The organism is Vibrio sp. TRT 21S02 (assembly GCF_050113675.1).
Lineage (GTDB): Bacteria > Pseudomonadota > Gammaproteobacteria > Enterobacterales > Vibrionaceae > Vibrio.
Map to the genome: position 1 here is coordinate 1 of NZ_JBNJOI010000024.1, position 14,940 is coordinate 14,940.

The 14,940-nt window shown below is 44.1% G+C and carries 9 protein-coding genes and 1 riboswitch; of the genes, 2 read left to right on the plus strand and 7 right to left on the minus strand.

All coding sequences use genetic code 11. From position 1 onward, the window contains the following. Window positions 1–578 precede the first annotated feature (578 nt). Window positions 579–1,025, plus strand: coding sequence for an RNA recognition motif domain-containing protein (locus ACQEXU_RS19955; RefSeq protein ID WP_427012041.1), 447 nt, complete (start codon window positions 579–581; stop codon window positions 1,023–1,025). Here ACQEXU_RS19955 and murI read toward each other — a convergent pair. From murI to ACQEXU_RS19970, 3 genes are read right to left on the minus strand one after another with little or no spacing between them, the layout of a single operon-like run. After that, on the minus strand, window positions 994–1,785 hold the full coding sequence (gene murI / locus ACQEXU_RS19960) for a glutamate racemase (RefSeq protein WP_427012042.1): 792 nt from the start codon (window positions 1,783–1,785) through the stop codon (window positions 994–996). The two genes, ACQEXU_RS19955 and murI, sit on opposite strands and share 32 nt — an antisense overlap. Before the next feature lie 31 nt (window positions 1,786–1,816). Next, on the minus strand, window positions 1,817–2,503 hold the full coding sequence (locus tag ACQEXU_RS19965; RefSeq protein WP_427012043.1) for an ATPase: 687 nt from the start codon (window positions 2,501–2,503) through the stop codon (window positions 1,817–1,819). A gap of 40 nt (window positions 2,504–2,543) precedes the next feature. Beyond that, window positions 2,544–4,361 (minus strand): TonB-dependent receptor domain-containing protein, encoded by a 1,818-nt coding sequence (locus ACQEXU_RS19970; protein WP_427012044.1) that lies wholly within the window; start codon window positions 4,359–4,361, stop codon window positions 2,544–2,546. 44 nt (window positions 4,362–4,405) lie between these two features. Further along, window positions 4,406–4,605, minus strand: a riboswitch (cobalamin riboswitch). 148 nt (window positions 4,606–4,753) lie between these two features. On the opposite strand from ACQEXU_RS19970, the gene trmA reads away from it, so the two are divergent. Next, the gene (trmA, locus tag ACQEXU_RS19975) at window positions 4,754–5,863 is read left to right on the plus strand and encodes a tRNA (uridine(54)-C5)-methyltransferase TrmA (RefSeq protein WP_427012045.1); all 1,110 of its coding nucleotides are present in this window, start codon (window positions 4,754–4,756) and stop codon (window positions 5,861–5,863) included. A 301-nt stretch (window positions 5,864–6,164) separates the two neighbouring features. Here trmA and ACQEXU_RS19980 read toward each other — a convergent pair whose 3' ends face one another. The 4 genes from ACQEXU_RS19980 to ACQEXU_RS19995 form a co-directional block, all read right to left on the minus strand. After that, window positions 6,165–7,163 (minus strand): virulence RhuM family protein, encoded by a 999-nt coding sequence (locus ACQEXU_RS19980; RefSeq protein ID WP_427012046.1) that lies wholly within the window; start codon window positions 7,161–7,163, stop codon window positions 6,165–6,167. Between the two features lie 222 nt (window positions 7,164–7,385). Next, window positions 7,386–8,717 (minus strand): McrC family protein, encoded by a 1,332-nt coding sequence (locus tag ACQEXU_RS19985; RefSeq protein WP_427012047.1) that lies wholly within the window; start codon window positions 8,715–8,717, stop codon window positions 7,386–7,388. After that, complete coding sequence (locus tag ACQEXU_RS19990) at window positions 8,707–11,202, minus strand: AAA family ATPase (RefSeq protein ID WP_427012071.1); 2,496 nt, start codon at window positions 11,200–11,202, stop codon at window positions 8,707–8,709. Before ACQEXU_RS19990 ends, ACQEXU_RS19985 begins: the two co-directional genes overlap by 11 nt. 399 nt (window positions 11,203–11,601) lie before the next feature. Continuing rightward, window positions 11,602–14,916 carry a type I restriction endonuclease subunit R gene (locus ACQEXU_RS19995; RefSeq protein ID WP_427012048.1) on the minus strand — a complete coding sequence of 1,105 codons (3,315 nt, stop codon included), beginning with the start codon at window positions 14,914–14,916 and terminating at the stop codon, window positions 11,602–11,604. Window positions 14,917–14,940: the final 24 nt, after the last annotated feature.

The window sequence follows — 14,940 nt, forward strand, 5'->3', positions numbered from 1 at the left end:
TTCAATTTAAGATTTTGTCGGCTCAATGAATACTGAACATTACATAAGTAATGTTTGAATTGACTGTGCTGAATCTTGCGATTCAATGGTCACTTCGTTTCATTGAAACCTAATTTGATACCGCTTTCCGTTAAGAAAGAAATACCTAATTGGATTATCATCAACGAGTGCCCACACAGATTGATAGGTTTATATTGTTAAAGAGCTTTTCTAACTGCCGCAGCGCTTAGCGCCTCGTCGTTAGGGGTGCGCATCTTACGCTTCCCATTTTGAGAGTCAAGCATTTATTCAAAATTTCTTTTCTCTCTTTCCAGAACTTCTATGTGACTTCCGTCTCATTCCGTGTCTGTGGGGCGGCATTATAGGGAGTTCAAATGCAATGACAAGGCTTTTTTTGAATTTCTTTTCCATTTGATTAAAAACGCATCAAATCACATTTTATCGACTAAAATTTCAACATTTGAGACATGTCACATCAATCAATTGGAAAAACAACAAGCATATACGTAAGATCCCTGTGTCTATTTTGTTAAAACAGACATTTTCCTTTTATCTATATATGTAAGTTGTATTCCTATATGAATTCGAACAAATCATCTCTAATGGTTATCGCCTTAGCTATTATTGGCGGAATCGTATTTTCACAGGTTGCAGTATCACCTGTAATTGCTTTTTTTGTTGGCGTTGTCGCTACCGCTTTTCTTCTTAAATTTTCAAACAACCCAATTTTAGAGCCAACAAAAGATACACCAGCAACCAAAACTCTTTACGTAGGGAATCTTCCTTATAAAGCGAATGAATCGCACGTAAAGGATCTCTTTGCTAAACACGGCGAGGTTTTTGCCGTCAGATTAATGAAGGATAAACGAACTGGAAAACGCCGAGGCTTTGGCTTCGTGGTAATGGCTGCATCAGATGCACAAACAGCCATTAATGGATTAAATGAACAGGATTATATGCAAAGGACATTAAAAGTCCGTATTGCAAACGATCCTAAAAATCCAGAATCGGATAATGGCGAATAGGATTAAAACCTAGAGCCATTAGCTTGTTATTCAGTGCTTCCTCTTCCCAAGGGGGAGCACTTGAAAAAATCTCTCTTCCCCCTATTTTATCCGCCCTATCTATTTTTAATAAATCCTGCACTCTACGTGCAATCGCCTCACCAGAGTCAATCAGAATCACGTGCTCACCCAACGCTGCTTGAATCTCATCTCGGATCAAAGGGAAATGCGTGCACCCTAATACTGCAACGTCGATATTATCTGCCAAAGGGGAAAGTATTTTTTGAAGTTCAGATAAACTCACTGGCATGCCGCGTAATTTTTCTTCAGCAATATCCACCAAACGGGTCGAACCCAACATCTCTACTGTTTTACTTTGAGCAAAGTCTCGGATCAGCTCTTTGGTATACTGGCGTGTCACAGTCGCAGGTGTAGCGATAAGCCCAACAGCTTTGCTTGCTAGGTTGGAGGCAGGCTTTATGGCAGGTACAACGCCAACCACGGGTATTGACAATGATTGGCGAAGTGTTGGAAGGACGATAGTGCTCGCCGTATTGCAAGCAATTACGACGAGATCAATCTGATATTCAGCAACCAGTTTGGTGACTAAGCATCTAACTCGTTTAATTAACGTCTCGTGCTCAAGCTCTCCATAGGGGTACGCTTCATTGTCAAAAATGTACAAGTAATCTAATTGCGGCAATAGCTTCTGAATTTCTTGGTAAACTGAAATTCCACCAACACCAGAATCAAAGATTAATACCTTTTGTTGTTTTGACACGACCACTTCCCCAAGCACAAGATGGGGCAAATCATACTGTTTCGATCAAATTTGGCAATGTTTTCGCGTGGTATCTTTGATAGCAAAATCGATCCGTTTGTTCTTTTATAGTCAAAGACAACTGAATTTCCCCGCAAAAACAAGGACTACTCGTCACCAAGGTATGAAATTCGCCATTTTCACCGCAGGGGTCAACGTTATCGGGCAATTGATTTAAAAAAGTGTCGCTATACCACTGGCCACAATAATCAGATGACAATACCTGACCGTCTGTCGTTACGACTAATGTTTGAATTCCTCGAGCTAAAATTTCTTTAGCCAATTTATCGCTCGGTTCGTCTAACAATGGAAAAATGCATTGCCACCCTGCTGGTTCGATATAACTGCGTCGGTATTCCGCAATCCCATTACAAAACATATCACCAAATGCTACGGCATCAATCGACAGTGCCGATGCTTTTAACGCATTCACAATTCTGGACTGATAGACCTCATTACTAGGGAAAACCTCTGGCAGTTCTATCATGATGAGTGGCAGCCCAATTAATCGCGCTTGTTGTTCTAGCACTTCAATAGGGGTTCCTTGAAAAGGCACTTCATCTCGAACGAAGGTCGTGTACAGGCCTACAACGTGATAACGCGAGTCCTCAATCAGTCTCTCAAGGACTAATGTGGAATCTTTTCCGCTCGACCAACTGACAATAACATTTTGCTTCATCTTTATTCCTGATAAAAAAACCGCCCGAAGGCGGTTCTAATTAGAACTGGTAACTGACATTGGCAAAGAAGCGTCGCTCTGGCGCGTTATAACCAGGTGCTGTTTGATACTCTTCGTCTGTCAAATTATCAACTCGTCCTCTCACAACTAATTCAGGAGAAATCCAGTACCCAACGGACACATCCCACAAACTAACTGAAGATAGGACATTCGTTGGGTCATAAGACTCATTTGGATTCCCTAAGCGTTCCCCGGTGTAGGTGTAAGTCAGGTTAAAGTCGAAATCTTTGTACGAGGTATCCACTAACCATTTGTAATTCTCATCAGCTCTGCGAGCCAGCTTGTTACCCTGAGAGTCTTTGTGATCTTTAAATTCAGCGACCACAGTATGATTAATAAAACCTGTCTGGAACTCAGTCACTAACTCAAAGCCTTGTAGCTTCGCATCCACATTAAGTGGATACCAAGGTGAACCCTGATACCAAATGATCAAGTTATCGACATCATTGTTGTAGTACGTAGCTTCAACCGAAAATAACTCAAAGTCACCGATGTACCCGATCTCGTGATTATTGGCTTTTTCCGGCTCTAAATCTGCGTTATATGTGAGGTCTGAATAACTAGGCGCTTTGAACGCCGTTCCTACTGCTGCACGAATAGCATGTTTCTCTGTCACATAGAACATACTGCCTAATGACCATGTCGTGTAGTCGTCATATTTATCATGCTTGTCATGACGTACGCTCGCATTTACTTGCAGCTGATTGACATTCACATCTAGGGAAGTGTAAACGCCTGTGGTATCACGTGACTCACCAGCCAGTGCATCAGGCCATCCATAAGATAACGCGTCATCATCCAGCTTTTCTTTACGCCAGTCGGCACCCGCCCCTAGCGTGACATATTGATTGATCAGGATTTGATTTAAGAACTGAAGATTGGATAGATTGATGTTCTTCTGCGTACCAGCATTAGCTTTACCGGCCGATTCTAAATAATCGATATTTTCAATCGATTGCTGGTTTGCTCGCAGTACAGATGTCAGCGTATCATCTTGATACTTTACTTCACCAGTGACACTCAAGTTTTCTGAGTAACCATAGTTTTTTTGACCCAAAGAATCATAGCCCACTTGGCTATCAAACCAACGTAAAGACAATGAACCAGTCAAAGTCTCAGACAACTTGTGAGAATACGATGCCAGTAGATTTTGGCTCTCGTAACCATAATCTTGCCCTGTAGCAGGTACTTTAAAGTCGTAACCTTCTGTTTCTTCAAAACCACCCGCTAACTTTAACGTACCGTTTTCACCTAACTTCTGTACTGTCGCAAAATTCGCTTCACGCTGCTTGTCACTGCCTACACCCAGTGACACCGATGTTAAAGGATTCGTTTGTGTTGAAGTGGTGATGATATTGATCACGCCAGCTACCGCATCGGAACCATAAAGCGCTCCACCAGCACCGCGGATCACTTCAACACGTTCAACAGTACCAAGTGGGATGTGATTGAAACTGATCCCACCTGCTGCCGTATCAATACGCACACCATCAACCAAAATGAGTACGTGGTCACTATTGTAACCACGCATAAAAATTGAGGCACTATGGCCGCGGCCTCCGGTCTGTGCAACTTCGACACCTGGAACACGTTTGAGCACATCAACTAAAGACTTCGCTTGAATATCTTCAATCTCTTGTTTAGAAATCACGGTTGTTGATGCAATCACATCATTCAATGGTTGTTCAAAACGGCTGGCCGTCACTACCACGGTTTCATCAGATGATGTTTGAGCGTGTGAAAAAGAGGCATACGGAAGTAACGATGCTACTGCAATCGCTAAAATTGACTTGTTCATTGTATTTGTCCTAAATCGCGAAAATCCTACTGAGCGATTCCCAATGTCCGGCTCAGCTGCTGGCAGGTATTCGGACTTAAGAGCATATTTGTCTTCCTACTAACTCGACTTCCCATCTCTTTCTAGAGGCAGTGTCTCTTGAGTGTTCGTTCTCTTTTACCGCTGCGCGTCAGTTCTGGATTTTCACCAGATTCCCTTTTGGCCATCTAAACTTCTAGATAGCACCAGCAGGCTGCATACTAGTAAGCTATTGATAATTTGTCTAGTTAGAATTGATATAAGCTATAGTTTTACAGAGCAGAAAGTGCCAATTCCTGTTTAGGGGTGGACAAGCGCGAGGGATTGAATAAAATCTGCGCTCTTTATCTGAATGCACCATGAAAGGTAACCGAATGGCGACTCTCGACGTAAACCCGCAAACTTACCAACAGCAATTGGCCGACAAAGTAGAACGCCTGACCACAATGTTCTCATCATACAATGTGCCAGAGCTGGAAGTGTTTGAATCTCCAGAGCAGCATTACCGCATGCGTGCAGAGTTTCGAGTTTGGCATGAAGGCGATGAACTTTACTACATCATGTTCAATCAAGAAACGCGTGAAAAATATCGCGTGGATCAGTTTCCTGCCGCAAGCCGCTTAATTAACGACTTGATGCCACTGCTGATTGATGCAATGAAAGATAATGACGCTCTGCGCCGTAAACTATTTCAAGTCGACTTTCTCTCTACATTGAGTGGCGAGATCCTTGTATCACTGCTTTACCACCGCCAACTTGATGATGCGTGGACAAAAAACGCAAAAGCACTAAAACAGCGTTTAAATGATGAAGGTTTTAACCTCAACATCATCGGCCGTGCGCGTAAAATGAAAATCGTACTAGACCGTGACTACGTGGTTGAAAAGTTAGACATAAATGGCCAAAGCTACATTTACCAGCAAGTTGAAAACAGCTTCACGCAGCCAAACGGCAAAGTGGCAGAGAAAATGCTGGAATGGGCAGTCGACTGTACTCAAGAAAGCACTGGCGACTTACTTGAACTCTACTGCGGTAACGGTAACTTCTCTCTTGCATTAGCACAAAACTTCGACCGGGTACTCGCGACTGAACTGGCGAAACCATCCGTAGTCTCCGCGCAATACAATATTGCTGCAAACAAGATTGAGAACGTCCAAATCCTACGTCTATCCGCCGAAGAGTTTACGCAAGCTATCGAAGGGAAGCGGGAATTCCGCCGTTTACAAGATGCGGGGGTGGATCTAAAGAGCTACAACTGCAACACAATTTTTGTCGATCCACCACGTGCTGGGATGGATATTGATACATGTAAAATGGTGCAAGGTTATGAGCGCATCATGTACATCTCTTGTAATCCTGAGACATTAAAAGAGAACCTGGACATTCTATGCGAAACGCACAACGTGACCCGTTTTGCTTTGTTCGATCAATTCCCATATACCCACCATATGGAGGCAGGCGTACTGCTAGAGCGCATTAAATAAAGGTTTTATTGCTTTTTATAAATATAAAAGCAAGCACTGGGTACGGCTCGGGGTACGGGGACGAATAAAACGCTCTAAAACTCGAGCCAGTCATAATGAAGGGTTGAGCCTATCTGTATTGGCGTTTCTTATATCTACTGCATACGACTGAAGCCAAAACTGACTTCTATCCAAACGGTCAACATCACCAAAAATCTCAAGATCAGCTAAAATATCAACGTTGAGCTTTACCTACTCAACCAACGAAAAGCTGCACATGACAGTATATTCGTCCTCTACCTACTCGACAGAAAAGGCTAATCTATTTCTTCGTGCTCGATAGTTTCTTTTCTAATGTCTCTAATGCCTTAAGCTCTTCTTCGTCGGTACTAATGGCTTCTTGTTTTTTACGTGCACTATCAAACTCCCCGTAACGTTGATGTACCAGCTGCTCCATTGCTTTATGGCTAATGCTACCTGCATTAGTCAAAACAGACTGATCGTTAAAGGTCAGAAACTTGGTCATAAATTCCTGCCAATCGACCAGGTAGGTATGTTGTTTGTCTTGAGCACGAAACTCGGCAAAATCGAGGAACATAGTGACAAGTCGGTTCAGCTTATTCAGCTCATCCTGCTGTAAGTAATTCTTTGCGATTACTACATCCGCTTTGCGTACTCGTTCCCCTTTAAAGCTGGTCAGTCCCATATTGGGTAATTGTGGATCTGCACGCTCAACAACAATCTCTGCTGCTGTTTTTCCGCAGACGGCATAAAAAAGTTTATTCTGAACCTGGGCAAACAGGTCACGAGTTGCTTGCTCGTTGGCCTTATAGTCTTCGGCTAGAGTAAACAAATCTCTTACTTTCTGATAGAAACGCTTTTCTGATGAGCGGATATCGCGGATACGTTCAAGCAACTCATCAAAATAATCCAGTCCAGGCTCTTTCAGACGTGCATCATCCATCACAAAGCCTTTGGTCATATATTCACCCAAAGTTCGTGTAGCCCACTGACGGAACTGAGTGCCTCGTGATGAGCGAACTCGGTAACCTACCGCGATAATCATGGGTAATGCATAAAGCTGTGTTAGATAGCGTTTGCCATCTGTCGCAGTTGTAAACTTAGAGTTGACAACTGCCCCTTCAGCCAACTCCCCATCTGCGATCACTGCTTTAATATGTTTGCTAATATTCTGCTTTGACGTTTGATATAACTCCGCGAGCTCAAGTTGAGTTAGCCATACCTGACCACCCAATTCGCGTAATACAAACTGAGCTTGCCCGTCATCGGTGCTGTAGAGAATAAGATCGTTGTTGCTCATAAGAGATTAGCTATCCTTCTTCTTTCATCATTCAACATTTTGGCTTTAAAGTCGCCCTCTTTCTTACGTAGTCGTCGCCCTGCTTTTCTCACCCCATTATTGGAGTATGAGAAGTTTTCGGTGGCACCTTCATCAACCGTTCTCTCAAGAAAATCTTGAAAGTCCAGTTCATAATCATCTTGGAAGCTTTTTGAGACCTGCTCGGCGGAGCGATAAGTGTGTTTAGTTCGACAAAATTCGGCATTCCTTAGGCCAGTTCACTCCACCTTTTTCTCCCTCCGCAATTACAAACGGTACGATCCATAATTTGAGCTTATGGCCACCACACGCAACAAAGTTGAAGCTCTGTTCTATTGGGGCCTCAAAGCCATCGTGTGCAGGGTAGATTAGAAACATATCCCTTGTATCGGTTCTACCATCGAAATAGTGCTGCCCATAGGCAAACATCTGGTAAAAGTCGTTTTGCGATAGGCCGTACTTATCAGAACCGTTGTCTTTTGTTTGGTCCAGAAGCTTCCACTTGGTATCCAATATACTGACAACACTCCCTTCCTTTTCAAGCAGCAAATCTGGTTGCAACTTAAACCAACTGGCTTGTTTATGTTCAACCAAGCTTTTACGTTTCACCTGGCTTCTAACAACCAAATTAGCAGGTACCTGCTGCTTCAATACCTTAGCAACGTAATCTTCGAAAACTCTCTCCATAGGGAAGAGAAGAGAGATAGCCTGGTTGCTGCCTTTCATTGTTTGTGGAGAAAAGCCATTGAGTATCAATGTGGCCCAGGCAATTGGTACATGGTAGTGACTCATTCCTCTGTCGAGTCTTAACCTCGATAGATCGCCTTTATAGTCGCGGCTTAACGGAACGTCTTCGAATATAAAAAAGAGCTCGTGTAATTGCTTCTTGTGTTTAGCACTGCGAGAAAACCTGGCAACAGTATTCAATGCAGAATGGATAAGCCTATTGGCTGGCCTATCGACCAAATAATCTTGGTACTCGCAATAAAATTTGTGTTTTGTCACTAGGTTCTTGCGCAGCTGCCCTGCTGCAACGAGCTTGCCTTTCTGATACTTGAGGTTATCCAGTGTTTGCACGTAGTCGCTTTTCAACCCCTTCTTGACGAGGTTTAACACTGATTCGATAAACTGACCAATGAACACCTCAAGCAGCGGCATTTTCTCTTCGTGAATTAGAGCGCTTGATGTTTGAATGTGTGAAAAGCCGTTAAGAGCACGGAGCATAACCAGCAATGACTTTCTAGCTGCTGTCGCGCTAGGCAAGGTTCGACCAATTTTCGGCAATACTTCAATATGTGTGCCATCAGGAGTTAAAATAACGCCCGCATGGCTACGCACTTGCAAAGCTTCCACTCCCGACTTTCTACAAAGCCGAAACAGCTTATTATCTTCTTGCGAGCCTAGCGCTATCTGCTTGAGAAAGACAAAGGCAGCTGGAGAAATAGGTTCTACATAACTCTCCTCTCTGCATACATCACTAGACTCACTGACCAGATAAGAAAACTCGAATAGAGAGATCTCTTTGTTAGCTCTCATCCTTCACCTGTGCTGCAAGCTTCTCGCTCCACTGTGGCTTGTAGATCGCAAGGTAACTTTCACCATTGGTCCAAACCGCGTCATTTTGACCAGATAATGAATAGCGGTACTCATCTGACGTATATCCATCGGGCTCATATTGGTTGCCAAACAGATCTTGATATTCAATTTTGTTTCGGCGTACAAATTGCAACACCTCTAGTTCTTTTCCGTCACTACCTAACTTTTGATTGTCCCCCAATACGAGACAAATCTTACTCCAATCATCATGAAAGTATTCTTGGAGCAAAGGGACAATTTTACCCACAAATGCCTTAGTGAGGTTTGCCAATGCCTTATCATAGTCCCCAGCTTTAGCGGCGTTATAAGCAGAAAAGAAGAACGCATGACCTAGCGTATGCTCCCTGTCATACAAAGCTTCAATACGATCATTGAGAGTCTGTAATAGCTCACCCAGATCAATTTGTTGGTCGTTGCCAATATCAATTAAACCATCAGACTCAAACAAGCGGGGCTCAGGCATCATTTCGATAAACTCGAAACGTCTACGTAACGCCGTATCCATTAGAGCAATAGAGCGATCTGCGGTGTTCATTGCACCGATGATGTCGACATTCGAGGGTACGCTAAAGGGTTTACCGCTATAGGCAAGGTTGACTGACATAGGGTTGGCCCCCTGTGCACGCTTATCAGTCTCTACTAGCGAGATCAGTTCACCGAAGATCTTCGAGATGTTGCCACGATTTATTTCATCGATAAACATGGCATATCGAGAGTCAGGATCTTGCTCGGCTCGGCGACAGAGCTTTAAAAACTCTCCTGGTTCAACTGAGTAGTGAACATTGCCCTCTTCATCCGTTGTGGCTTTAAGCCCTTCGATAAACTCTTCGTAGCCGTAGGATTGGTGGAACGTTGTCGTTGAATACCGCTTCACAATCGATCCTGGTGGTGGTCCATTTTCTAACTCTTTATGCAGAGCCACTAGTTCATCCACCAGTTCTACCTTGTCATCAAGAAGCTGCCAAACAGAATCGCTGGTTTTATCAAATACAGCAGGTTCACCACGGCCTTTGTAATTAACGGTTGTTGACTCAGGTACAGTAAACTTTTGTAAGTAACTCCAAGCCGTTTGGCTTAAGTTCCCGTCTCGGTTGTTCACCTTCGCTTTGGTCTGGAAATATTTGCTAGCTACGATATCAGCCACTTTCGCCTGGTTGCCTAAGCTAAGAAGTGATAGGACTAACACTTGCATCCAATTCAGTGGCGCTATTTTTTCTTGTAGCCACAGTGAAGCATCTACGCCTTCTGTCTGGCTGGTATACTCAGCTTGAAGTTGCTGAAGGTTGTAGGTTTTACCCGTACCTGGGGGACCAAAAAAAATAACGTTTTTAGGCTCTTCGGTTGAGGTTGACTCCTTGTCCATGCTGTATACCTCCCCTTCTTCTTTGACCTGATCTTCGTCTACAGCCTTGTTGCTACTTTGGGTTGCCCATTCGTACAAATTCCATAGGTGGATGTTTCGAGTATGGACATCCCAATCGACCGGAATCAAAGCTTCGACGGCCTCAATCAGCTTGTGATTATCAGCTACCCAATTTCCTGTTGGTTCGATAGATATTTGAAAATGCTTCTTCAGACAATCAATAACAGTGCCCAAGTATTCTCTACCCGCGATGCTAGTGTATTTCTCTGGAGATGCCGCACCAAATAGCCTATGAATCACCGTCCACAACACACGGTCAAATTTACCGTCTATACGCCAATTTTGAATAATGCTGTCATAAGTTGCTTTCGAGGGAGACTTAATGATTTCTTCGGTTAAGCCTTTCAAGTAATGAGTGTTTTCACTTAGCTCTCGTTGGTACATAAAGCCTTGACCAACACTCGCAATGCCATTGGCTTTCACATACCACAGCTTGTGCACATCATCTTCCGATATGGCTTTTCCTTCTTTAATCTGCTTAGCTAGATCACAAGTATCTTGATAGTCTTTATACCAACCATTGGGGTTAAAATGATTTTGCTTATCCCAAGATAGAAACTGCGTCAATGCATGCCTGTTCTTGCCTGCCTCCCATAGCTCAGCCAATAGCTTTGCATTCTCAGAATTGACCTGAATACCGGAGACTTGCGGGCTCCATTGTTGATCTGACATTGCTGACTTAAGAAGCAACATTGGCAACAAGCCTTCTTCGCAAGAGTGCCTGATGTCTTCTACCTGAAATTCGATATATGCTTTCTGCTTTTCAGAGTCCTTCCAATCAGAGTCCGCGTAGTTTTCTTTGGTCACTCTACCTTTAGCAATAATTCCTCTGGGCTCTGTACCCAAGCGGATTAAGTAAACGGTGTCACCAATCTGGGGCTTCTTGCTGTGACAAGACCATTGAACCACTTGCCCAACTTTATAGTCCAATTGGCCGCTTGCACTCCCGTCACCACCTGCATTGAAATGCTTCGGGTTCCAGGTTAATAAATACTCTGACATTTTCACTTCACCAACATTACGCTCATCGTTTATCTCAGCACCAAGAATTTCCAAGAGTCTTTCAATCGCTTCTTGGTCCCTGACATTCAGCGCGTACCCGTAAGGAGACTCATTGTCATTGAACTTAGGAAAGCGCCGATAGCTGGTACTTTTGGTGGGTTTTGACCAGTCGGCGTTAACGCCATCCACCTTATCGATTAAGTGTCGCAAGTTTTTACAATCTGGGGAAACAACCAATGGGCTAGCTTTGACGTCGTGATCTTTTTTGCGCTTTACATACAAGTATTTATTCTCACCTAAGTAGTGCTCATATGCGTAGCTCGGTTCCTTCTTTCCTTCTTCAATACGACACCCAATTGAAACGAGTATTTTATGAACTTCGTTCGATGACAACACCGCTTACTCTCTCCCTCTCTTATAATTCTCTGCCTGCTCTAGCACGCCTTTGTACACATCATCATTTGCGATGGGTGGAAAACCGTACTTGTGCAGCAGGAGAATCAAATCCACTTTTAGTTTGGCTTTAATATCATCGCGACCTGCCCAGTCGGGATATTGGGCAACATTATCGACAATGACTTTCATCTCTTTGGCGAGTTCAAGCATCTTGTCATCTTCATAGTCGAAGTCATACTTGGTGCGCATGTGCTCTAAGATATCGAGGAAGGCTTTTTCTTCCAGATCGATACCGAGATCTTCAAATGAGGTTAGCTCCGAGGTCATCTCATCCATCAGATCTTTCATCTTCTGAATAAGTTCATCGTGTAAGTCATCAACAAAGGGTTCAAACTCTTCTCCGGGGAACTCACTACTCTCTCGGCGTTCATTGTACTGCTCAACTAAAGACTGTAAGCGCTTTGAAAAATCGACACCCTTTAGCTGGTTCACTTTTTTGAAATCACCAATCGCTTTACCAAGCAGCTTTTGCAGTAGCTGAATCTTGGTATGAGGCAGTTTGAGCTTTAGCACACGGTTCATGTAGTCATCATCGAAAATGTCGATGGCTTCGGCTTGTTCCTCCCCAATCGTGAAGATTTCTTCTACGCCTTCCGCTCGCAGTGCTTCGGCCACCAGCTCACGTACATGCTTATTCATTTGTGCCGTGTCTGGCGCGTCCCCTTTGGTCAGCTTATAGATGATAGAGCGCACAGCGATGTAGAAGTGGATAAAATCACGCTCTCGCTTGGACAGAGACTCACTGCCACAACAAACATCGTAAGCCGCTTTTAGACGTTTCACTAAGCCCATAAAACGTTGCTCGTTCTTTTTGTTGACCAAGACAAACTCAGCGGCATTATTTAAGCACTCTAGCTGTAAGCGAGGCTCGCCAGTAAAGTACCCTGAGCTGTCAAAGTTGTGGAACATCTGCCCCAAAAGGTCGAGGTGGTTTTTCACTTCGATGACAGACAGTGCCACATCTTCAAAGTTGCTTTCATCGGCTTTTGAATACATGGCCAGCGCTTGGTTCATACGCGATTTAATGCCGATGTAGTCGACCACCAAGCCTTTGTCTTTACCTTCAAACTTGCGGTTTACTCGTGAAATGGTTTGAATCAGATTGTGTTTTTGTAGCGGCTTATCGATGTAGATAGTATCGAGCTCAGGGACATCAAAACCCGTCAACCACATATCGACGACGATAGCGATTTTAAAGTTGGATTTCGGGTTCTTAAACTGCTCATCAAGAGACTTACGATAATCCTTGGTGCCCAAAAGGGTGTAGAGCTCGTTTTCATCATTGCTGCCTCGGGTCATCACCATTTGCACCATAGCCAGTGGCATTAACTCTTTCGCTTCTTGCTCTGTTAGGCTTTCACCCTCTAGGCATTTCTTCACTTCAAACCATTCTGGGCGCAGCCGCTTTACTTGCTTGTAAAAGTCGTAGGCAATGTCACGACTGGCACACACAAACATCGCCTTGCCTTTTACTGTTGAGCCCTCAGAGACACGCTGCTCATAATGATCCACAAAGTCTTTGGCTAACGCCTCTAGGCGGTCGGGATCGCCCAAGATGGCATTCATGTTAGCTGAAGCTTTTTTGCTCTCTTCAATTTGATGCTCGCTTGCCCCTTGTTCGGCACATGCTTGATAGTATTTTTCGACCTCTTCTAGCTTGCTGTTATCCAGAATAACTTTGGCGGCTCGACCTTCATATACGATACGCACGGTGATTTCATCGTTCACCGCTTCGGTCATGGTGTAACTGTCTACTGGGTTACCAAACACATCTAAGGTGGCGTCAATCGGTGTACCTGTGAAACCAACATAAGTGGCACTGGGTAGCGAGTCATGCAGGTATTTGGCAAAGCCATAGCTCTCTTTGACATCCACGGCGATGCCATCTTTGTATTGCAGGGTGACCTTTTTATCGAGGTTAACTTGTGAGCGGTGGGCCTCGTCCGAGATACAGATGATGTTGGTACGCTCAGACAGCAGCTCGATATCTTCGGTAAATTTATGGATGGTGGTGAGGAACACGCCGCCACTCTTGATACCTTGCAGTTGTTCACGCAGGTCATTACGGCTAGTGACAGATACCACCTTTTCATCACCGATATAATTACTGGCGTTGCAAAACTGCTCTGATAATTGAGTATCAAGGTCGGTGCGGTCGGTAATTAGGACTATGGTCGGGCTTTCAAAGTCGACACTTTTCATCAATAGGCGCGATAAAAACTGCATGGTAAAACTCTTACCACAGCCTGTAGCACCAAAGTATGTCCCGCCTTTACCGCTACCGTAGGGCTTACGTTCTTTGTCGATGTTGTAGTAAAGCTTTCGCGCCGCATAGTATTGCGGATAACGGCAACACACTTTGGTTTCTTTCTTTGAGGTATCAGGGAAGAAGACAAAGTTCTTCACCACATCGAGTAAGCGAACCTTGTTAAACAGGCCTGCAATCATGGTGTAGAGTGAGTTAATACCCTGTTTCTCAGTTGATTCATTGCCCGTCACCTTGCGCCAAGCGTAGTAAAACTCATAGGGGGCAAAGGCGTTACCCATTTTGTTGTTCACACCATCACTGATGATCGTCAGGGCGTTAAACACAAACAACTTTGGAATATCGCGCTTGTAACGGATATGGATTTGCTTCCAAGCGTCAAAGAGGTTGGCCTCTTCTTCGCGAACCGCACTTTTGAACTCAAACAGCACCAACGGCAAACCGTTCACATACAGCAAGCCATCGGGAATACGCTTTTGTTCGCCGTTCTCTGGCGAAATGCCTAAGATTTCAAGCTGATTCACTACTTTGTAGATATTGGCATCTTGAGGTGGAAAGTAGTTAATGTCCCCTTCTGCCACCTTTTGCTCCGCCGATGGTCTTTTGTCCTCAAGAAGCGGGACAAACATCAACCGCAACGCGTGCGCCAAATGTTGCGTGTTGATCAGTTCAATATAGAGATCTTTCTTTGAGCGGTCTTCACGCTTAAACAAAAAGCCGTTCGCCAGCCAGTTACAGAAGGTTTTGTTGCTCTGATAGAGATCACTCGCGGGTAGGCGAGTAAGCTGGTGGACAATTTTTTCAATCTCACCTTCAGTTATCTCATCGGCTTGATATTGTTTGGCAAGATACGCTCGCAAGTCATCAAGAATCAGCACTTGCTCTTGGTCATCACGGGCAATGTGTTCACCGACACTATGCGGGTAGCCTTGCTCACCCAATAATTCAATAATGGCTTGTTCAAGTTTGGCTTCTGTGAATGTCATGCTCATCCGTGATCTCTATTACTGTGCTTA